The 21484-nt window shown below is 67.1% G+C and carries 14 protein-coding genes; 3 read left to right on the top strand and 11 right to left on the bottom strand.

What is annotated here, in order from left to right:
* Positions 1-152 precede the first annotated feature (152 nt).
* Positions 153-314 carry a hypothetical protein gene (locus NCO8_RS31355; RefSeq protein WP_157101793.1) on the top strand — a complete coding sequence of 54 codons (162 nt, stop codon included), beginning with the start codon at positions 153-155 and terminating at the stop codon, positions 312-314.
* A 71-nt stretch (positions 315-385) separates the two neighbouring features.
* Here the strand turns inward: NCO8_RS31355 and NCO8_RS15120 are convergent, their stop codons facing one another.
* Both NCO8_RS15120 and NCO8_RS32490 read right to left on the bottom strand, forming a co-directional pair.
* A complete protein-coding gene (locus tag NCO8_RS15120) occupies positions 386-3718 on the bottom strand; it encodes an arabinosyltransferase domain-containing protein (protein ID WP_067640252.1) in 3333 nt (1110 codons plus the stop codon).
* Positions 3719-4189: 471 nt separating this feature from the next.
* Positions 4190-4492 (bottom strand): hypothetical protein, encoded by a 303-nt coding sequence (locus tag NCO8_RS32490; RefSeq protein WP_245655374.1) that lies wholly within the window; start codon positions 4490-4492, stop codon positions 4190-4192.
* On the opposite strand from NCO8_RS32490, the gene NCO8_RS32485 reads away from it, so the two are divergent.
* On the top strand, positions 4482-4820 hold the full coding sequence (locus NCO8_RS32485; RefSeq protein ID WP_245655373.1) for a hypothetical protein: 339 nt from the start codon (positions 4482-4484) through the stop codon (positions 4818-4820). The two genes, NCO8_RS32490 and NCO8_RS32485, sit on opposite strands and share 11 nt — an antisense overlap.
* Before the next feature lie 638 nt (positions 4821-5458).
* Here the strand turns inward: NCO8_RS32485 and NCO8_RS31350 are convergent.
* A complete protein-coding gene (locus NCO8_RS31350; RefSeq protein WP_157104932.1) occupies positions 5459-6109 on the bottom strand; it encodes a hypothetical protein in 651 nt (216 codons plus the stop codon).
* A gap of 246 nt (positions 6110-6355) precedes the next feature.
* Here NCO8_RS31350 and NCO8_RS15105 point away from each other — a divergent pair, with 246 nt between their 5' ends.
* Positions 6356-6853, top strand: a complete 498-nt coding sequence (locus NCO8_RS15105) for a peptidylprolyl isomerase (protein WP_067494863.1) — start codon at positions 6356-6358, stop codon at positions 6851-6853.
* A gap of 177 nt (positions 6854-7030) precedes the next feature.
* On the opposite strand, the gene NCO8_RS15100 is transcribed toward NCO8_RS15105, so the two are convergent.
* The 8 genes from NCO8_RS15100 to NCO8_RS15065 all read right to left on the bottom strand — a co-directional run bounded on the left by NCO8_RS15100 (position 7031) and on the right by NCO8_RS15065 (position 21348).
* The gene (locus NCO8_RS15100; protein ID WP_067640246.1) at positions 7031-7612 is read right to left on the bottom strand and encodes a Uma2 family endonuclease; all 582 of its coding nucleotides are present in this window, start codon (positions 7610-7612) and stop codon (positions 7031-7033) included.
* A 208-nt stretch (positions 7613-7820) separates the two neighbouring features.
* Positions 7821-9365 carry an acyl-CoA carboxylase subunit beta gene (locus tag NCO8_RS15095; protein WP_067494870.1) on the bottom strand — a complete coding sequence of 515 codons (1545 nt, stop codon included), beginning with the start codon at positions 9363-9365 and terminating at the stop codon, positions 7821-7823.
* Between the two features lie 5 nt (positions 9366-9370).
* Positions 9371-14581, bottom strand: coding sequence for a polyketide synthase Pks13 (gene pks13, locus NCO8_RS15090; RefSeq protein ID WP_067640244.1), 5211 nt, complete (start codon positions 14579-14581; stop codon positions 9371-9373).
* Between the two features lie 94 nt (positions 14582-14675).
* Positions 14676-16589, bottom strand: a complete 1914-nt coding sequence (gene fadD32, locus NCO8_RS15085) for a long-chain-fatty-acid--AMP ligase FadD32 (protein ID WP_067494876.1) — start codon at positions 16587-16589, stop codon at positions 14676-14678.
* Between the two features lie 213 nt (positions 16590-16802).
* Positions 16803-17822 (bottom strand): LLM class F420-dependent oxidoreductase, encoded by a 1020-nt coding sequence (locus NCO8_RS15080; protein ID WP_067494879.1) that lies wholly within the window; start codon positions 17820-17822, stop codon positions 16803-16805.
* A gap of 153 nt (positions 17823-17975) precedes the next feature.
* The gene (locus NCO8_RS15075) at positions 17976-18965 is read right to left on the bottom strand and encodes a cutinase family protein (RefSeq protein ID WP_067640242.1); all 990 of its coding nucleotides are present in this window, start codon (positions 18963-18965) and stop codon (positions 17976-17978) included.
* The gene (locus NCO8_RS15070) at positions 18965-19468 is read right to left on the bottom strand and encodes a DUF732 domain-containing protein (RefSeq protein ID WP_067494883.1); all 504 of its coding nucleotides are present in this window, start codon (positions 19466-19468) and stop codon (positions 18965-18967) included. Before NCO8_RS15070 ends, NCO8_RS15075 begins: the two co-directional genes overlap by 1 nt.
* 113 nt (positions 19469-19581) lie before the next feature.
* Complete coding sequence (locus tag NCO8_RS15065) at positions 19582-21348, bottom strand: alpha/beta hydrolase-fold protein (RefSeq protein WP_067640240.1); 1767 nt, start codon at positions 21346-21348, stop codon at positions 19582-19584.
* Between the last annotated feature and the right edge of the window lie 136 nt (positions 21349-21484).

Raw genomic sequence — 21484 nt, 5'->3', positions numbered from 1 at the left:
AGACTGGGGCAGCGCATGGGCAGTGATCGGGCAGTTGCGCTGCTGTTTCACGAAAACCCTAGTGTCACTGCACATTTCGGTTCGGTGAAAGACCCGTTAAGGAGCCGCTCAACTTGGCCCGTTCTCAGGTTTGGGCACGTACCCTGGTGGGTATGACAGGAGCCTTCGATGACATGGACCTGCGGGATCTCGTCGACCTGCTCAGCGACGACGAGAAGAAGGAACTACGACCTGCCGTGATGCGGGTGCTGGAAAGACTGCCCTCCCAGGAGGTATTACGCCGCGACCTCAACCGTCGCTTGCTCAACGTCTGACCTTCCACACACGGCATACAAACCGAAGGCGGGGACCACGATGGTGGTCCCCGCCTTCACGCTTTCCCGCCTCAGAACACCCGGAGCGGTCCCGGGCTCCAGAACCCGTCGCGACCGGTCGTCGCGGTCTCCAGCTGGGCCGGTTCGGCCTGGATGTGCTGGTCGTAGCGTTCCAGCGAACCCCAGTCGCGGGCCCAGTCGTCCTTCAGATACGTGGGGATCGTCACCCGGGCGGCGAGCATCTGCGCGAAGCCGAGCGGGCCACCGAACTCCTGGGCCTGCCAGGTGTCGGTCGAGGAGATGGCCAGCGGGCGGTCGGGCAGGATGCGGTAGTTGGGCACCTCGGCCACGCCGTTCTCGTGCGAGAACGGACGCTGGCACGGGAACTGCAGGCCGACGGCCCAGTCGAGCAGCACCGGCTGGGTGCGGCCGATGAAGCTGTCGAGGCTCTGCAGCTTGGGCACACGCGGCGGGGTGAACGCCAGCCACTGGTCACCGATCAGGATCGGGTCGTTGGCCAGGATGCGCACGGCGTTCGCCTCGGGAGCCAGCTCGGCCAGCGGCACCCGCAGGTTGCGCCACGACGGCGCCGGACCGATATCGCGCGGCTGGTAGGTGCCGAGCGGGGTGACGCTGCCGTCGGGGTTGCGCGTGCCGTACTCCACGAGCAGCGACTGGCCGTACTTGTCGGCGCCGGTGTCGTCCTTGGAGGCGATGCGACCGGCCGCGCTGATGACGATCAGCGGTGACTCCTCGGTGCGCGCGGGCAGCCCGTACCAGGACGACTCGAGGCGGGCGCGCTGCTGCATGCCCTCCTGGTAGGAGCCGAGCACCGGCGTCTGGGCGGGATCGAGACCGAACGGCAGTGCGACGGTCGACCCGTTGACGCCACGAGCGCCCTCACCACCGCCGGTGCCCGCGCTCTCACCTTCGGCGAAGGCGGCGCCGACCGACTGGTTGCTGGTGTTGCCGGTACCCGGCTTCACCTCGACGGCGTCGGCCGACAGGTCGCTCGGCACGCCGTTGGGGCTGAACCCTTCGGCCAGCGTGCCGCGCAGCGGGTCGGCGGGGTCGACAAGCGGACGCGACGGGTCGACGATCGGGTCGAGCCTGCCGCTGTTCGGGTCGGCTTCCACCAGCACGTCGCGGGCCAGGCCGCAGCTCTCGCCACCGAGCGCGTCGATGTTGGAGCGGGCGAGCGAGTACGCCGGGTACTGCTGGGTGGCGCCCTTCACCAGCGAGAGCACCTCGAACGCGACCATCAGCCCGACCACGACGGTGAGCGGGATGGCGGCGAACTTGCGAATCCGCCTGCCGCGCTTGGTCTTCGCCGAGGGCTGCGGTTTCACATAGTCCTCGCGCAGTGCGTACCAGCCGACCAGGGCCAATCCGACGCCGAACAGGATCAGCATCACGGTGTTGGAGTGCACCCCGCGCAGCGAGATGGTCTTGTCGAACCACGGCACGCCGTAGCTGGACACGTACCAGTACCCGTTGATGCCCGAGAACGACAGCGCGAGCACGAACAGCAGTCCGGCGAGGAAAATGGCCCGGTTCTTGCGTGACCGCAACGCGCTCTGCGACACGGCCACGGCCGTCACCGCGGCCAGCGATCCGGCGATGCCCGCGTAGGCGCCGAAGTGATGGGTCCACTTCGTCGGGTTGAACATCATGAAGAAGATCGTGCCGAACACCACGGCCATCAAACGCCAGGTCGGACCCGACGCGATACCGGGCACCTGACGGCGGCGCAGCAGCACCAGCAGCGTCGTGAACAGGCACAGCAGCATCACCAGGAAGGCGAAGCGGCGGGCCAGCGAGCCGTCGACGGTCTCGACGAACATGTAGTAGTAGCGCAGGTAGTCCTCGTACCAGGCCAGGTTCGGGCCGGTGGCCTGGCGCACCCGGTTGGCCTCCTGGATACCGGCGAAGGTCTGGTCGCTGTAGACCACGGTGAGCACGAGCAGGCCCGCCGAGGCGATCGGCGCGAGCAGCGCGGCCGTGCCGAACTGGCGATGACGGCGCACGATGATCCGCACCAGCGGCCGGATACCGGCCAGCAGCGCGGCCACACACATCAGACCGGTCGGGGCGGCGGCCAGCGTGAAGGCGGCGACGAGCACCGCGATCCCGGCGGGCAGCAGCCGGCCGGTGGCGATGGCACGTTCGATCGAGACCCAGGTGAGCAGCGCGCCGAGGGCGACGATCGGCTCCGAGCGCAGGCCGTTGTCGAAGGGCAGCCAGAAGGCGAGGAACACCAGGCCACCCGTCCACAGCGCCACCTGGCTGCGCTTGACCGCGTTGCCGAGGCGGGGCACCACCTCGCGGCTGATGACCATCCAGCACAGGATCGCGCAGATCAGGGCCGGCACACGCACCCACGGGCTGGCCGTGGAGATCTCGGCGAACACCTGGATGACGTAGTAGTACCAGCCGAACGGCGCCTCCGGCACGCCGTACCAACGGAAGTAGTTGGCCATGTAGCCCGCTTCGGGCGCCACCCGGACCATCGAGAGGATGTAGCCGTCGTCGGAGGTGTTGGCGCCGACGAAATGCCAGACGAGCAGCGTGCCGATCACCGCGCCGTCGGCCCAGGTCGGTTTCAGCCAGTTCTTCGGCAGGAACCGGCGGTGCCCACGCCCGTCGCTGCCGTCGAGCTGGGCGAGCGCACCGAGTGCCAGCAGGGTGCACAGCACGGCCGCGATGATCGCGATGAGCTTCACCGCCGACGGGCTCGACGAGAACCTGGTGTCGATGGTCGAGGTGAGCGAGAGGCCCTGGGGTACTTCGCCTTCCAGGTCGGAGAACACGCCGACGATCTGTGGGCGCAGGTCGCCGGCGAGCTCGCCTTCCACCGGGACGCGCACCGTCTCCGTCGCGCCGGGCTGACCGGGGATCGGCCGCTCGATCTCGGTCGTCAGGCCGTCGAACGAGGCGCGGGTGCGGTGCTGGTCGGAGGCGATGGTGATGGTCGAGCAGCCGCCCATCTCCGAACGCGGCGCCGAGGCGACCACCGCGTTGCGGTCGACCACGTCGACGGCGGTGTCGGAGACGCGAACGAACAGCGCCTCGAGCGCGGCGCCGTCGCCCTGGGGTGGTGCGGTGGCCAGCAGCATGCCGCCCTGGGCGGGCAACCGGTCGACCGCGGCGCACGGAATGGTGGCGTTCAGGTCGATCGGCACCTGCGACATCAGGGGCGCTTGCAGATTGCCGAGCTTGCCGTTCTGCGGCCAGTTCAGCTGCGCGGTGGTCTGGGTAACCGGCAGGAACGGCGTCGCCACCGCGAACACGGCTCCCAGGAGTCCGGCGATCAGCGCGATCCATCGCGCGATGCGGAAGTCCTTCGCGGAGGCCACCGGTTCTGCGGGCGGCTTGGAGAGAACAGCTGTTGCGGCGTCTGGCACGGTTCGCCATGGTATCTGCTGGGTTGACTCAGCGTTGGTGCGCGCGAGTCAGCGACCGTGAAGTCGTCGGATTGCCAGTGTGAAGTTCAAGCATTTCATTAGGTTTAACCTGGTAGAGCCCGTGATCCTCCCGCCGGCCCCGCTTGTTTCGCCATGATGCGTATCGGCTATCGATCCAGGTCCGTTCGGAGTGACAGAAGGTGACCGAAGAAGGCACAGGAGTTATCCGATGATACCAGCGCAGGTTCTCGGTGTTGATAAAAAGTGCGGTAACTGTTACACGCGGTAACGTCAGTGCATTCTAAGGCCGGAATCGGCGCATACGCACCTTTTTCACGAAAGTTTCCGCACGAAATCGTCGCGATGAATCGAGCGCTGTAAACAATTCCCATTCGTACTCTTGAACGTGACAGCTTTCATCCCGAAAGTCTGTCGGCTTCACCTAGGAGTACGCATGAGCCATACCAATTTCTATACGCGTGCAGCCCTGGCTTCCGTGAGTTGTGCGGCAGCCGCAATTGCCTTCGGAATAGGGCCGGCGCACGCCGCCGGATCCACCACCGTTTCGCCCGCCGGGGCGAATGTGTCGGCAACCAATTCGGGGACGGTGAAGTTCGTGGCGGGCAGCGTCACGGTGACCTGCACGACCTCGAGCACCACCGGCGCGGTACCCGCCGCGCCGAACAACTCGAACCCGAGTGGGCCGGTGACGGTTCCGATCGCGGCACCGAGCATCACCGGGTGCACCACGAGCATGTGGGGTGTGAGCGCCACCGTCACCACCAGCGGCAGCTGGGCGATCACCGGCCAGAACGGCTCGCCCATCACGGGCAGTCTGGTGATTCCCACCGGTGGCGCGGTGATCAAGACCTCCGGTCTCGCCACCTGCACCGCCGTTGTCGCCCCCACGGCACCGGCGAATGTGGCCGGTTCGTGGACCAACGGGTCGCCGTCGACGGTGTCGCTGAACAACGCCTCGGCGCCCATCAAGGTGACCGGTGGATTCGGCTGCCCGACCAGCTCGACCACCGGAACGGTGACGGCCACCTACAAGGTGAACAACACCACCGACCCGTCCACGCCGATTACCGTCGGCCCCTGATAACGGGTTGATATTCCGGTGACGGGTAACGCGACGAAGTCACCGCGAATCAGGTGAAGCACGCCGGCGTGCAATAAATAAAGGCCCGCATGCGTCCGATGGCGCATGCGGGTCCCCATATTCAGAGATTCCGCGGCGAGAATGTTTCTCGTACGCGGATTTGCCATGTCCGGGCCCTGATTCGGCGGTTATCCGCTCAGACATCACCGCTGTGGATATCCGATCTAAACAGTCGATTCGGATGAGATCACGTCTGCCGAATTCTCACGACGGAGGTGTGGAGTTCAACCGATTTATTGTGTTTAGAACCGGCAACTACCGATTTGCAACTGTTCTGCTGTTCGTTTCTTTACGATGCCTGATAACTATTACAGCAGGTCAGCGGTAGCTCGGATTCGGCGCCCGAGGCTTGGCACAGAGATAGTTCCCATATTACCTGTGAATTGTGCAGACGTTAGTAAGAACAGTGGTAACTGTTATGCGCGGTAACGGCTGGGCATTCTAAGCTAGACGCGCCGCGTTCGGGTCCCGAACGGCGAGTGATTCCCAATAAAATGGTCGCCGCGAAACACACGACATGAACAATGCGGATTCGTACTCTTGCTCCTGACAGCTTTCATTCCGAATGCTTGTCGGCTTCACCTAGGAGTACGCATGATCGAAAACAAATTCTGGACACGCGCCGCCTTGGCAAGCGTGAGTTGTGCGGCAGTTGCCGTCACTTTCGGCATCGGACCGGCCAACGCCGCCGGCTCCACCACCATTTCGCCCGCCGGCGCGAATGTGTCGGCGACGAATTCCGGGTCGGTAAAATTCGTTGCGGGCGGTGTCACCGTCACCTGCACCACCTCAAGTACCACCGGCACGGTGCCCGCCGTGCCCGGCAACACCAATCCGAGTGGGCCGGTGTCGGTGCCGATCGCGGCGCCGAGCTTCGCCGACTGCACGACGAGTCTGCCCGGCACCAGCGCCACCATCACCACCAGTGGAGATTGGGCGATCACCGGCCAGAACGGCTCGCCCATCACCGGCAGCCTGGCGATCCCCACCGGCGGCATGGTGATCAAGACCAGTGGCATCACGGCCTGCACCGCCGTGGTCGCGCCAACCGCCCCGGCCGATGTGGCAGGTACGTGGACCAACGGGGCGCCCTCCACGGTGGCGCTGTCCGATGCGCCTGCACCGATCAAGGTGACCGGTGGGTTCGGCTGCCCGACCAGCGCGACCAGCGGCACGGTGACCGCCACGTACAAGGTGGACAACACCACCGATCCGTCGGCGCCGATCACGGTCGGCCCCTGATTTCAGGGTGATATTCCGGTGACGGGAATCGCAACGAAGTCACCGCGAATCAGGTGAAGCACACCGGTGTGCAATAAGGCCCGCGTGCGTTCGATGCGCACGCGGGCTCCTGATCGATTATGTCCCCCGACAGGGTATTTCCCGGTCGGGGGCACCCTTCTGCCGGGAGTAGTTTTACCGGCGCGCCGGACCCCGGTCACTTCCTGACCCCTCCCCTCCCTAGACTCGACCGCATGACCAAGGTGAATCTCGTAACAAACTACGGACCGATCGTGCTCGAGTTGGACGACCAGGCCGCGCCGAACACGGTCGCCAACTTCGTGAACTACGTGAACTCCGGCCATTACAACGGCACCGTGTTCCACCGCGTCATCCCCGGTTTCATGGTGCAGGGCGGCGGCTTCGAGCCCGGCCTCAAGCAGAAGCCCACCCAGGCGCCCATCCAGAACGAAGCAACCAACGGCCTCAAGAACGACAAGTACACCGTCGCGATGGCCCGCACCAACGACCCCCACTCGGCCACCGCCCAGTTCTTCATCAACGTCTCCGACAACGCCTTCCTCAACCACACGGCCCCCCAGGGCCAGGGCTGGGGCTACGCCGTCTTCGGCAAGGTCGCCGAGGGCACCGAAGTGGTCGACAAGATCGCCGCCGTCCCCACCGGCAACGCGGGCCCCCACCAGGACGTCCCCACCGCCGACGTCATCATCGAATCCGCAACCGTCGCCTGATCTTTCGACGCTTGCCCCGGGCCGCCACCTTTCTTTTCGGTGGCGGCCCGTTCCGAAAGTATTCGACTCTGGGCAGGCTGATGACCGCACGGGTGGTCGGCCACAACAAAGAATTGGTCGACGACGAATTCCAAAGCCCCGACTTCGGCGGTCGAACACGTAAAAGGTTTTTCAGGCTCAGGCAACCCAGGATTTCAACGGCTCTGTATCGAGTGTGACGCCGACGGGTTCGGGGATGGTGACCTGTGCACCGAAAGGCTGGATGAGGATTCGCTCGTACTCACCGTCGACCGGATTGCTCCGCACGACAACGGAACCCTTCTCCCGATCGATCAGGAGATACACCGGAATGCCGGTTCTGGCGTAAGCGCGCGGCGTCTCGCAACGGTCCCGCCGGTCCGTGTCCTGATCGTGTGATGTCACCTCGACGACCATCAATACCGGCGCAGGGTCGGCCCATTCGGGTTGTCCTGCGAAGACACCGGTCGGAGCAAGTACACCGTCCGGGCGCGCCCGACCTGTCCGATACGAGTCGACCTTCAATCCGCGTTCGGGAAACAGCCACAGTTCGGGGCGCAGAATGAGCAGGATACGCATCAGCCACTCGAGCACACAGTCATGGTCCCCGTCCGGCACGGCCTTCGCCCCCAGCTTCCCCTCGACGAACTCCAGCCGTACACCTTCGGACACCTGACCGGCGACGCGCGCGAGTTCCTCGAACTCCCCGGTCGTCATAAGCGGCTCACGCGCTGCGGTCATGAATCAACGATACCCAGTGCATTCGCTCGACGAAGCATCCTGCGATGTCGATCAACCCCGACCTTGGAGACTGCGAGGGTGGGGACCCCCGAGCAGGTTGGAGCGCGATGAGGATTGTGATCGGTCGCCGGTGGTTGACGGCGCGTGGGTGCTCGGTGGCCGAACACAACGGCCTGCCGCAGGAGTCGCGACAGGCCGTTGGTGAGGGCTACAAGGGAAGGACGTGGTGTTTGCGGGGGTTGCGCTGGAGTTTCTTGTCCTGGAGGAGTTTCAGGGCTCGGCGGAGTTCCAGGCGGGTGGTGGCGGGTTCGATTACCGCGTCGATGAAGCCGCGTTCGGCGGCTACCCAGGGGGTGGCGATGTTGGCGTTGTAGAAGTCGATCAGGTTTTGGCGGATGGCGGCGCGCTGGTCTTCGGGGGCGGCGGCGATCTGGGCGGCGCCGAGGAGGCTGACGGCGCCCTCGGCGCCCATCACGGCGAGGCGGGCGGTCGGCCAGGCGAGGTTGATGTCGGCGCCGAGCTGCTTGGAGCCCATCACCGCGTAGCCGCCGCCGTAGGACTTGCGGACCACCAGGGTGATCTTGGGGACCGAGGCTTCCACATAGGAGAACAGGAAGCGGCCGCCGCGCTTGATCACGCCGACCTTCTCCTGTTCCACGCCGGGCAGGAAGCCGGGGGTGTCGACGACGAAGATCAGCGGGATCTCGAAGGCGTCGCACAGGCGCACGAAGTGCGAGGCCTTGTCCGAGGCGCGCGCGTCCAGGGCGCCGGCCGAGGCCAGCGGCTGGTTGGCGACCACACCGACGCTGCGGCCGTCGACCCTGGCGAAACCGGTGATGATGTTGGGGCCGGTGCCCGCGCTGATCTCCTTGAACTCGCCGTCGTCGAAGATGCGCAGCAGGATGTCGTACATGTCGTAACCGGCGTTGTCGGAGTCCGGCATGATCGTGTTCAGCTCACGATCGGAGTCGGTGATCTCGGGCTCGATGCCCGGGTTCACGACCGGCGGAAGCTCCTGGCAGCTGCTCGGCATGTAGGCCAGGTACTCACGCACCCACTGGAACGCGGCGGCCTCGTCGACGGCGACGTGGTGGATGTTGCCGTACTCGGCCTGCGTCTTCGCACCACCGAGCTCCTCGAGGCTCACGTCCTCGCCGGTGACCTCTTTGATGATCTTCGGACCGGTGACGAACATGTGCGCCGACTCGGTCGCCACCACCACATCGGTGCAGATCGGCTGGTACACCGCGCCACCGGCGCAGTTGCCGAGGATCACCGACACCAGCGGCACCATGCCCGACAGCGGCTCCACATTGGTCGCCATCCACGCGTACCAGGCCAGCGAGCTGATGGCCTCCTGCACGCGCGCGCCACCGGAATCGTTGATGCCGACCAGCGGGATGCCGACCTTGGCGGCGTACTGCATGATCCCGCACAGCTTGCGGCCGAACGCCTCACCGACCGAACCGCCGTACACGGTCTGGTCGTGCGAGAACACCGCGACCGGACGGCCGTCGACCTGTCCGTGCCCGACGACGACACCGTCGCCGTAGAGGGCGGTCGGGTCGCCGGGCTTGCGGACCAGCGCACCGATCTCGACGAAGGTGCCCGGATCCATCAGCATGTTGATCCGGTCTCGGGCACTCGGAATGCCCTTACGCGCCCGCTTTTCGATACCCTTCGCGCCCGCGGGCTCTTTGGCGAGCTCGAGCCGCTGGTTCAGATCGGCAAGCTTTTCGGCGGTCGTGCTCAACTAACTCAATCTCCCTTTGCGGAAATCGCGGCCAGCTTGGCGGCGAGGTCGGCACCGATCTGGCCGATCCGCGGTTCGTCGACAATCTGCAGGTGGTCGCCCGGAATATGGACGATCTCCAGGTTGGGAATGTATTCGTCCCAGCCGCCGTTCGGCTTGCGATGGGCGAAACGCGGCTCGAGTTCGATCGCGCCGTCGTGGTAGCGGTCGGCCAGGTACAGCACGACGTCGCCGTCGTACTGACGCGGCGAAACCTGCTGCAACGCGCGGTTTTCCAGCCATGAGGTGCGCTGATGTTCGAGCACACCGCCCGGAATCTTCGCACCGGAGAGCTTGATCAGGTCGCTGATCATCGCGAACTGCTCGGAATCCGTCGCAGCGGCGAGTTCCTCGATCTGCTCGCGATCGAGCTCGGCGGGAACGTTGTAGGTCTTCTTGGCGAAGGCCTGGTAGCGCTCGAGGCGGCGCACGCGCTCCTCGGGGCTGTTGTCCTCGTCCTCGACGGTCATCGCGAGGTCGATCAGACCGACGTAGCGCACGTCGGCGCCTTCTTCGCGCAGCATCTGACCGACCTGGAGTGCGAGCACCGCGCCCAGCGACCAACCGGCAAGCACGTACGGCCCGTCTCCCTGGAGCTTGCGCAGCTCGGGCAGGTACTGGCGGGCCCGCTCCTCGATGGAGCCGTCGACCCGCTCGAAGCCGTACATCGGGGTATCGGCGGGCAGACGCTTCAACAGCGGCTCGTAGACGAGCGTATTGCCACCGGCCGGATGGAACACGAACACCGGCACGGCGTCGGAACCTTCCACGCGAGCGCGCAGCGGACGAACGAACCCGTCCACATCGGCCCCGCTGTCCTGCAACCCGCGCACGATGTCGGACAACTGCTCGATGGTCTCGCAATCGAGCACGTCGTCGACGGTCACCTCGGCGCCCACCCGCTCGGTGAGGCGGGCCGCCATCTTCTCGGCGACCTCCTCTTCCAGAATCGGGAGGGTGTTGAAGATGCCGCCGGGCGAGGCACCTGTGACGACTGCCCAGGTGGCGTAGGTCAGCCGCTCGGCCGCGTCACGTGGCGGAACGTTGTCCTCGTCGGCACTGGCGTCGGCGAAGTAGTCGATATCGGCTACCGCCTCCGAAACCGGCTCGGCCACAGCGCCGTCGGCGACAGCTGCGCCGGTCGCGGCGTCAGCCTCGGCGGCGGTGCCCGAACCATCACCGGCGGCGTCCGAAACCGATTCGGCGGCAACGGTATCCGACGGAAGCTCAGCACCGGCAGCCTTGGCCGCGGCCAACGGATCATCCCCCGCCGCGATAGCGGCCCGCGCCGCCTCGACGAAGTTGGCGTCGACCCCGAGCTCCACATCTTCGCCCGCGGCCCGCGCCGCAGCCTGCTTCTCCGCCATCGCCGCGACCTCGTCGCGGTGCTCGATCGCGTAGCGCAGCACCTTGGCCACCTCGTGCAGACTGGCATCACGCACGGCCGACACCTGCAACTGCGGGATGTCGAACTCGTATTCCACGCGGTTCTTGATGCGCATGGCCATCAGCGAGTCGAGGCCGAGTTCCATCAGCGGAATCTCCATGGGGAGGTCCTCGACGGCGTACCCCATGGACTCGGCGACGATCACGCACAGTCGCTGCTCGACGGTCTCGCTGCCGTTGGGGTCCCAGCGGTCGCTGGTGGCGACGGCGATCTCGGCGGCGGAGGGCTCGGCAGCCGGAACCGCAACGGGCGCAACCAGTTCGGGCAGGGCCGCACCGGAGGTGACGACCGCGTCGAACAGCAGGGTGAACCCGACCGGCGTCTTGGCGTGCACCTGCACCGACGCCCCACCGAGGTGCGGGGTGAGCGTGGTGGTGAGGGTGCCGGTGGTCGGCAGCTCGGCGTGCGGGTGCGTCACTGTGACGGCGACATCGGAAAGCACCTGCGCGGCAGCGGCCTTCACCAGGGCGGTGAGGTCGTCGACGGAGGCCGCCTGGACCTCCCAGGCGTGACGGCCGTCGGGCATCGCGACGTGCGCGCCGGGCACGCGGGTGTTGCCCGAACCCGAGGACATCGTGACCTTGGGCCAGTACTCCTTGCGCACGAACGCGGTACGCGGGATATCGGCGTAATCGCCTTCGGGCAGCAGCGAACTCAGGTTCACCGCATGACCGTGCACGTAGAGCTGGGCGAGCCCGCCGATGACACCGGCCGACTCGTCCTCCTTGCGCTTCAAGGTCGGGATGAGCTGCGCGTCGTGCACACCGGCCGCGAAGGTGGTGCCCAGAACCTGCATCAGCGCAACGGAATTCGGCGCCAGCTCGAGGAACGTGGTGTGCCCGGTGTCGACGGCGGCCTTGATCGCGTTGGTGAAGTACACGCTGTGGCGCATGTTCTTCACCCAGTACGGCTCGTCGTGGATCGGGTCGGTGCCGGGCTTGAAGTACAGGCCCTCGTGCACGGTCGAGTACAGGCCGACCTTCAGCGACGTGGGCTCGATGCCGGCGAGTTCGGCGGCGAGTTCGCCGAGCAGCGGATCCATCTGGGAGGTGTGGCCCGCGCCGCGGGTCGGCAGGATGCGGGCGAACTTGCCCATGCCCTCCACCTCGGCGACGATCTGCTCCACCTGATCGCGCGGACCACCGATGACGGTGTTCGTCGGCGCCGCGTACACCGCGCACTCCACATCGGGGAAGCGCGGCAGCAGCTGGGCCACGTCGTGGGCGCTGAGTTCGACCAGTGCCATATTGCGCACGTCGTCCTCGGTGATCATCTGCTCGCCCTCGCCCATCAGGCGCGAGCGGGCGCAGATCACGCGCACCGCGTCCTCGATCGACAGACCGCCCGCGATGTAGGCACCGGCGACCTCACCCATCGAATGACCAACCACCGCAGCGGGTTCCGCGCCGTGTGCGCGCAGCACCGCGGCGAGGCCGAGCTGGATGGTGAAGATGCCGACCTGGCAGGTGCCGACGTCGTAGTCCTGCTCGTCGTCGAGGAACATCTCGCGGATCGAGTAGCCGGCCTCGTCCTGCACCAGCTCGTCGACCTCGTCGACCGTCTTACGGAAGATCGAGTTCTCGGTGTAGAGCTGCTTGGCCATCTTGCGGTGCTGGGAGCCGAAACCGGCCATCACCCACACCGGACCGTTGGACGCGGGCGAGTCGGCGGTGAACACACCGGCGCCCGGCTTGCCCTCGGCGATCGCACGCAGACCGGCCACGGCCTCCTCGTGCGTCTTGGCGACGACGACACCGCGCGAACGCTGGTGGCTGCGCTTGGCCAGCGAACGGGCCACGTCGGCCAGCGGCACATCCTTGCCCGCACCCTCGAGCCAGTCGGCGAGCCGGGCGGCGGCGCGCTTGCGGCGCGACGGCAGGTAGGCCGACACGGCGAGGATCACCGGCAGCGGCTCCTCGCGGTCGCCGTCCCACTCAAGCGGGGCCGGTTCGACGGCGGCCTCGGTGATCGCGACGGCCTCGGCGACCACATCGGTGGTCTCCTCACCCTCGACCTGGGCGGCGGCGACCTGCTCGGACGTGACGTCCTCGACGACGGGCTGCGACGGCACGTATTCCTGCAGCACCACGTGCGCGTTGGTGCCACCGAAACCGAAACCGGAGATACCGACGGTGGCGACACCGCTGTAGCGCGGGAACTCGGTCGGCTCGTCGACGACCTTGAGATTGGCCTGCTCGAACGGGATGTACGGGCTCGGGCCCGCGTAGTTGATGTTCGGCGGAATCACGTTGTGCTGGAACGACATCAGCACCTTGGCCAGCGCGGGCACGCCTGCACCGGATTCGAGGTGGCCGAAGTTGGTCTTCACCGAACCGAGCAGGGCGGGCTTGTCGGCCTCGCGGCCACGGCCGATGACGCGGGCCAGCGCGTCGGCCTCGATCGGGTCGCCGATGGGGGTGCCGGTGCCGTGCGCCTCGATGTAGTCGACCGAGGAGGGGGCGATGCGCGCGTCGCGGTAGGCGGCACGCAGCACGTCGACCTGGGCGTCGGGGTTGGGGGCGAACAGGCCGTTGGAGCGGCCGTCGGAGTTCACGGCGGAACCCTTGATCACGCCGAGGATGTTGTCGCCGTCGCGTTCGGCGTCGACGAGACGCTTGAGCACGACCAGGCCCGCGCCCTCGGAACGGACCATGCCGTCGGCGTCGGAGGAGAACGCCTTGATGTGCCCGTCCTTGGCGACCGCGCCGTTCTGGTCGAAACCGAGCGTGATCACCGGGGCCAGGATCATGTTCACGCCGCCGGCGAGCGCCACATCGGCCTCGCCGTCACGCAGCGCGCGCACCGCCTGGTGCACCGCGACGATGGTCGAGGAGCAGGCGGTGTCGACGGTGATCGACGGGCCACGGAAGTCGAAGAAGTACGAGACACGGTTCGCGATCACACCGGTCGACGCGCCGAGCAGGGCATAACCCTCGGCCGACACCGGCAGATCCGGGTCGCGGTCGCCCAGACCCAGCGAGGCGAGCAGCTGGAAGTCGCTGGTCGAGGAGCCGACGAACACGCCGACCTTGCCGCCCTTGAGGTCACTGGCCGGAATGCGCGCGTGCTCGAGCGCCTCCCAGGTGAGCTCCATCATCAGCCGCTGCTGCGGGTCGACCCGCTCCACCTCGACCGGCGACATCGCGAAGAACTCCGCGTCGAAGCCCTTCACCACGTCCTGGTCCAGGTAGCCGCCGAGGGTGTTGCCCGCCTCGATGGCCGCCGCGACCGACGGGTCGGCGCGGAACTCGTCCCAGCGGCCCTCGGGCAGCTCACGGATCGCGTCGCCGCGGCCCATGATGAATTCCCAGGTCGACTCGGGAGTGTCGCCCGCGCCCGGCAGCCGTGTCGACAGGCCGACCACGGCGATGTCGTGCGCCTCACCGGGGGTGAAGCTCGCGGTGTACTCGTCGGCCGATTCCTCGACCTCCTCCGGCTCACCGTTGACGATGATCTCGGCCAGCGACGCGATGGTCGGGTGCTGGTAGATCACCGTGGGAGCCAGCGAAACGCCGGTGCGGTCCTCGATGTCGCCGCCGAGGGCCAGCGCGTCGCGCGAGGCAAGCCCGAACTCCTCCATCGGCCGGTCGACGGTGATCGCGTCGATCGACTGGCCGGTCGCGTCGGCGACCCAGCGGCGCAGCCAGTCACGCAGCTCGGCGACCGAGAGTTCGGTCTGCTCCGCGGGGAGGTCGGGGTTCTGGGTGGGCGTGCCCTCGTTGTCAGCCATCAATTCCTCAAGCTACCTGTCTGCGTACAGGGCGCGCCGTGGATTGACGCCCGGTGTGGTCGCACCGGGCGTCAGCTCCGAGCCGGTCGGCCGATTACTCTTCCGGTGCATCGGGGAAAGCCTGCTGGGTGTAACCACCGCGCAGCGTTCCCTCGAGGTAGGCGGCCTTGCAGGCGCGCCGGGCGATCTTGCCGCTGGACGTACGCGGAATGGAACCCGCGGGCACGAGCAGCACGTCACGCGCGGTGACGCCGTGGCGCTGCGAGATCGCCGCGCGCACCGCGTCGGCGATCGGGCCCGGGTCGGCCTTACCGGCGCCGGGACCACGTTCGGCCACGATCACCAGCTGCTCGGACGCGTCGTCGGCGTCGAACTTGATGCCCGAGTGGCTGTCGGCGGCGAACACCTCGGCCGGCAGCTGGTTGGCGGGCACCGCGAAGGCGGCGACGAAACCGGGACGCAGCGCCGTCGAGGCCTCCTGGGCGGAGTACTCGAGGTCCTGCGGGTAGTGGTTGCGTCCGTCGACGATCACCAGGTCCTTCACGCGACCGGTGATGTACAGCTCACCCTCGAAGTACACGCCGTAGTCGCCGGTGCGCATCCAGTCGGCACCGGGCTCGGTGCCCTCGGTGTGCCCACCCGGCTGCGCTTCGGCGATCTTGTTGCGGAACGTCTTGGCCGACTCGTCGGGGCGACCCCAGTAGCCGATGCCCATGTTCTTGCCGTGCAGCCAGATCTCACCGACCCGGCCGTCGGGCAGCTCACGGCCGCCCTTGGGATCGTCGATCGACTCCGGGTCGATGATCGCGGCCCACTGCGACAACCCGACATAACCGCAGGAGACCTGCGCGATGGCGTTCGGCGCGGTCGGCTCGACCCGAACCATCCGGCCCGCGTTCAGCTCGTCGCGGTCGACGTAGATGTACTTGGCCTCGTCCTCGGACTTGGTCGCCGACACGAACAGCGTCGCCTCCGCCATGCCGTAGCAGGGCTTGATGGCCGTCTTGGGCAGACCGAACGGCGCGAACGCCTCGTTGAACTTCTTCATCGAGGACACCGTCACCGGCTCGGACCCGTTGATCAGGCCGATCACGTTCGACAGGTCCAGCGACTCGCCCGCCTTCGGCACACCACGCGCGGCGGCGTGCTCGAACGCGAAGTTCGGCGCGGCAGCGAAGGTACCGGCACCGTCGGAGACGGCGGCCAGCTCGTTGATCCAGCGCGACGGGCGGCGCACGAACGCGCTCGGCGACATGATGGTGATGAACTTGCCGCCCACGGCGGGCAGGATCACGGTCAGCAGGCCCATGTCGTGGAACAGCGGGAGCCAGGTGACACCGCGCGAGTTCTCGTTCATGTTCAGCGACTTGATCATCTGCAGCAGGTTCGTCCCGACCGCGCGGTGCGTGATCTCCACGCCGGCGGGGGTGCGGGTGGAACCCGAGGTGTACTGCAGGTAGGCGATGTCGTCGATCGCGGTGTCGGGGCGGACCCACGAGTCACCGAGGGTGTCGGGGATCGCGTCGACAGCGATGATGCGCGGGCGCTGAGCGGCGGGCAGCGAACGGAAGAACTGGCGCACGCCTGCCGCCGAGGAGGTAGCGGTGAGGATCGCCGAGGGCTCGCAGTCGCCGAGCACGGCGTGCAGCCGGTCGGTGTGGCCGGGTTCGTCCGGATCGAACAGCGGCACCGAGATGGTGCCCGCGTAGATCGCGGCGAAGAAGGAGATCACGTAGTCCAGGCCCTGCGGCGCGAGGATCGCGACCCGGTCGCCCGGGTTGGTCACCTGTTGCAGGCGAGCGGCCACCGCGCGCAGCCGAACTCCGAACTCCTGCCAGGTCAGCTCGTGCACCTCGCCGTCGCGTTCCCGCGAATAGTCGATGTAGCGGTACGCGAGCGTGTTCGCATCGTTACGGGTGTGCTTCTCGACGTGATCGACCAGGGTCCGACCCTCGGGAATAACGATGTTCCCGGTCTCGTCCAGGTAGTCGTCGAAAGTCTCTTCCATTCCTTCTTCTCCTCCGAGGCCGAGTCACCGGTGAATTCGTCCAACGCATTTCGACGTTGACGCCGGTGCGGCCACGACTCGCTATCGCCACCGGCCCCCGGAGCACGCCGGAGCATGCATCCTGACAACCTGCGGATTTTCGAGCGGTCTGCGCGGTAGACCGCTATCGGCTAGATGTTCTCAAACCAGAGTCATGTTACAGAGAACCCCCGCTCAGTCCTCCCGCAGCAGCGGAATGACAGGCGCGAACGCGTCCATCTGGGTGGGGAAGATGCCGACATACGACATCGACGTGAGTTCGCGCACACGCTTGATCTGTTCGGCGATTTCCTCGAACGTACCGATCGCGACGTAGGGCGAGTTCAGAATATCTTCCACCGAAAGTTCCACGTCGACCTCGAGGTCCGGGTGCAGGCCGCGATCGATCGCGCGCAGCGCCATCTCGGCGGTCTTCTCCCGGTCGTCGGTGATGACGATGGCGGTGATGGCCCAGTTCAGTTCGATGTCGGCGAACCGGTCACCGGCAGCGGCCTTGACGATGTTGACCTTCTCGATCGTCTTCTCGAGCGTGATGCCCGAGAGCAGGCCCTTGCCGTTCTTGGTCGTCTGCGGCACCACCGAGACGATATCGGCGTGCTTGGCCGCCAGGGCGAGCATCTTCGGACCGCCACCACCGGTACACAGCGGCGGACGCGGGCCCTGCCTCGGGCGCGGCGTGCCCTTGATGCCGCGCACCTGGTAGTGCTTGCCCTCGAAGTTGCATTCCTGGCCGCGCAGCAGCGTGTCGAGAATCGTCAGCGACTCGTCGAGCTTCTCCAGGCGCACGCCCGGACGCTCGTACGGGATGCCCGCGTTCTCGAACTCTTCCTTGATCCAGCCCGCGCCGACGCCGACTTCCAGCCTGCCCTTGGACAGCACGTCGATGGTCGCCAGGTCCTTGGCGAGCACGACGGGATGGCGGAATCCGTTGGCCAGCACCGAGGTGCCGAGCCGGATCTTGCTCGTGGCCTGCGTGAGTGCGCCCAGCGCGGCGATCGGGCCGATCTGGTCACCCAGGTGATCGGGCACGACGAACGTGTCGTAACCCATCTCCTCGGCTTCCTGTGCCGTCTGGACGAACTTGCGCGCGCCACCCTCCTGCTTGTTGCCCTCGCCCGCCGCGGCGAAACGGAACGGACGCAGCGGCGTACCCAGCGCGGTCAACTCACCGACGGGTGCCCCAGCTTCGGTCATGAACTCTTCGCTCCTGGCTCTCCGGTGTGTTCGGGCGCAATCACCAGCGCACTTTACAGCGTGCGAGCGAACAGTACTGCGGATGTCACAGCGAGGCATGAACCACGCCAAACATGGCGGCCCTGTGACTGTGACAACCTCGTCTTGCGAAACTCAGGAATGCGGTGGATGGGGGGCGTTCTGGATGAGCTCGCTCGCCCAGTTCACCGTCCACTGGGTGGCGGTGGTGCCCTGCCCGTCGACGGTATTGCTCGCGTAGAGCGCGTGTACCGGGTTGCCCGCCGACCGGATCAGCGCCGCCAGACTGCCCAGCGCGTTCACCGGATTGAGCGCCTCACGCGGCGCGTCGCAGATCATGTCGCCGGGGGCGCAGATGGAGAACACCTTCGGTGCCAGCTCGCCGAAACCACCCTCACGCGGGCCGGTCATCGTGATTCCCGGCACGTTCACCCCCCGCAACGCGACTTCGGCACCCTCGCCCGCAGGCGGCGGGTCGCCGATCTCGGTCGGCTGGCCGGGGCCGGTGTTCGCGGTGCGGCGGCCGTCGGCGATCACGGTGACGCCGAGTACCCGGTCGGCGGGGATCGGGCCGTTGCCCGCGCCGATCTGGGCGGCCACGTCACCGGCGATCACCGCGCCCTGGGAGAACCCGGCGATCACGTAGGTGGTGAGCGGGCACTGCTGGTGACGCTGAGCCAGGATGTCGGTGGCCCGCGCGGTGCCCTCGGTGCGGCTGTTGTTGTAGGAGGCCTGACCGTCGGGCGGGATGGCGATGGGGTTCGAGAACTGTGCCACGTAGGGCACGGTGTACACCTCGAGCCGGTTCTCCGGGAACTGGGCGCGCAGCGGATTGGTGATGCTGAGCATCAGCGAGATCGGATTGGCCGTCGGGTTGTACGGGTCGTCGTTGCTCGCCGACTCCCAGGTACCGGGAATCGACAGCAACATCACATCGGGACAGTCCGCCGACTGCGACGTCGGTGGCGGGGGCCCGGGCGGCGTCGGCCCCGGCTCACGCAACCGGCCCGCGAGCAGGTACCACAGCAGCACGATGACGATGATCGCCAGGACGAGCAGCGCGAGTACCGTCAGACACCCCGCAGGCCAGAACCTGCGGGTACGTCGCGTCGGTCGGGGATTCATCAGCAGTAGGTGGAGTTCGCGGCCGCGATGTAGATCTCGGCGGCCTTGTTGACGTCCATCTTGGCCGGGTCGAACGCGGCGTCGGTGCCCGCCATCGCGGCGACGAAGGTGGCGATGTCGGCGTCACTCGCGCCGGTGCTCTTCGCCGAGCAGATGTAGGTGGCCGCGGTGATCGCGCTGGTCTGGTCGGCCGGATGGATGCCGTTCTTGCCGAGCTCGTCGAGGAACGCCTTGTCCTTGCCGGTGGCCGGGGTCTCCTCGACGGTCGGCGCGACCTGCGGCTGCTCGGGCGCCGAGGTCTCGGACTCCGGCGCCGCCGAGGTGGTGTCCTCGGCCGCCGAGGTGGCGGGAGCCTGCGTGGTCGCCGACGCGGCGGCGCTCGCACTCGACGAAAGGGTCGGCGTCTGCGAGGCGGTCGAGTCGTTGTCGCCGCAGGCGGACAGCAGGGCGACGGCCGCGAGGGCCGCGACCGATCCGGCTACCTTGCCAGGGATCCGATGCATGAAGATGTCTTTCCTCGATCGTTAGTCAGGGGAGCGGTCGCTGCCAAGGCTAGCCGGACACACGGGTGGTCCGGGCGCCCCGGCACGAACCTCAGCGAGTTCTCAGCCCGAGCTCACACACCGTGCACTTCGGATCTGCCGTCGCGCACCACGATGAACCCGGTCTGAAAATTCTGCTGCACACCACCCGGAACGGTGAACTCGTCGCTCACCGGATACCCCAGACGGCCGTTCTCGAAGCCCTGTGCGGCCCAGGCGTCGGCCAGCGGGCCCGGTCGCACCGCGAAGGCACCCGAGAGCGGGCTCCAGTAGATGGTGCCGCCCTCGAACCGGGTGGCCCGGCCGAAGTCCTTCAGCGGCAGCTCACCCGACACCGGGAACCCCAGGGGGCTGTTCTCGAAGCCGAGCTGGGCGTACTTGTCGAGGATGAAGCCCTCCACGCGGTGCGCGCCGGTGGCGGCGCTGTGGAACATGGTGCCGTGTTCGAAGGCCTGCACCGCGCCGTCGCGGCTGGGCGTGCGCGCCTCGGCGGCCAGCGGGTAGCCCGCGGGCCCACCCTCGAAGCCCTGCCTGCCCCATTCCTCGAGGAAGGCGCCGCGCACCACCTGCGCGCCGGTCTGCGGCGTCCAGTAGATCGAGCCGCCCTCGAAGGTCTGCATGCGGCCGCGCCCATCGGGCAGACCGTGCTCGTCGCCGGTCGGCAGCCCCAACGGCGAAGCGGCACCGCCGATTCCGGCGTAGGTGCCGCCGATCCGGCCGCCGACGGCGTGGGTCCCCGTCGCGGCCGAATGGAACACCCGGCCGTTCATGAAGTCCTGCACCACCCCGGCGCCCGCCGCGTACTCCCCCGTGACGCACCCGCCGAGCCAATTCGCCACCTGCACAACCGAACCGATCGCCCCGCCCGCCGCGCACTGCGCCCCACCGGGCTCCGTGCCCAGCGCGGCCGCGGCTTGCGGCCACGACTGACGCATCTCGAAATCCCAGTACGGCCACGAATGTGTGCCCGCCGGACGGTAATTCGCCTGCACCGGGATCGCGAGCTTCTCCAGCTTGGTCACGAAGTTCTGGGTCGACAGACGCGAGAGGATCTCCAGCCCGGTGCCCGCCCAGTTCTCGCTCAGCAGCGGGATCTCGCCCGCCTGATCGTGGCTGCCCGCCAGCCCGCTGCCGCTCGAGACGTACATGCTCACGCCTTTGAGCTTCTCCGCGAGCAGATAGGGATCGTGGGCGGCCCACTCCGGGCTGCCGGGCGGACCCCACATCGCCGACGACTCGAACCCGCCCGCGTCGCGGACCGCGAATTCGATCGCCTGCGGCATACCGAGCGTCGTCGTGGTGAGCAGGCCCGAGTACGAGGCCACGTACTTCATCAGGCCGGGATTGCGGCCCGCCAGGTTCATCGCGGCCGTGCCGCCCATCGAAAGCCCCTGGACGCCACGCACATCCGTCGTGCGCCAATCACGTTCGAGCACCGGCGGGAGTTCCTTGGTGAGGAAGGTCTCCCACTTGTACACACGGCCGTTGTTGGGCTCGAGCCAATCGGAGTAGAAGCTGGACTGACCGCCCACCGGCAGCACCACGTTCACGTTCTTGTCGGCGTAGAACCCTTCGGCGTCGGCGTCTTTGGTCCAGCCGTTCTCGTCGTCCTGGGCGCGCAGGCCGTCGAGCATCAGCATCATCGGGAACGCGGCGTCGGGCCGGGCGTGCCAGTCACGGGCCAGCAGCATCTGCACCTGGATGGGGGTGTTCATGGCGGGCGAGAAGACCGTAAGGGCCACCCGTCGGTCCGTCAGCCACTCCACCCGTTGCACCGACGCCACCGCGGCCTGCGCGGGCGTGGGAACGGTGAGTGCCGGTCCGAGCAGGGCGGCGGTCATGGCCGCGATTCCGAGGATCCGCCGAATCGGCGCCCGGAGACGATGTTTCTGCAACACGCGCGACCTCCTATCCCCACCCTGGGACACAGCCTCCGTCACGTTGTACCGCAGTACCGGCCGATAACCGGGGAAGACA

Source organism: Nocardia coubleae NBRC 108252, from assembly GCF_001612805.1.
GTDB classification, from domain to species: Bacteria; Actinomycetota; Actinomycetes; order Mycobacteriales; family Mycobacteriaceae; genus Nocardia; species Nocardia coubleae.
This window is presented reverse-complemented; position numbering and strand designations above follow the sequence as displayed.

Coding starts and splice junctions, on each gene's coding strand:
- NCO8_RS31355 (WP_157101793.1), top strand. CDS start 153: ATGACAGGAGCCTTCGATGACATGGACCTGCGGGATCTCGTCGACCTG.
- NCO8_RS15105 (WP_067494863.1), top strand. CDS start 6,356: ATGACCAAGGTGAATCTCGTAACAAACTACGGACCGATCGTGCTCGAG.
- NCO8_RS15100 (WP_067640246.1), bottom strand. CDS start 7,612: ATGACCGCAGCGCGTGAGCCGCTTATGACGACCGGGGAGTTCGAGGAA.
- pks13 (WP_067640244.1), bottom strand. CDS start 14,581: ATGGCTGACAACGAGGGCACGCCCACCCAGAACCCCGACCTCCCCGCG.
- fadD32 (WP_067494876.1), bottom strand. CDS start 16,589: ATGGAAGAGACTTTCGACGACTACCTGGACGAGACCGGGAACATCGTT.
- NCO8_RS15080 (WP_067494879.1), bottom strand. CDS start 17,822: ATGACCGAAGCTGGGGCACCCGTCGGTGAGTTGACCGCGCTGGGTACG.
- NCO8_RS15075 (WP_067640242.1), bottom strand. CDS start 18,965: ATGAATCCCCGACCGACGCGACGTACCCGCAGGTTCTGGCCTGCGGGG.
- NCO8_RS15070 (WP_067494883.1), bottom strand. CDS start 19,468: ATGCATCGGATCCCTGGCAAGGTAGCCGGATCGGTCGCGGCCCTCGCG.
- NCO8_RS15065 (WP_067640240.1), bottom strand. CDS start 21,348: ATGACCGCCGCCCTGCTCGGACCGGCACTCACCGTTCCCACGCCCGCG.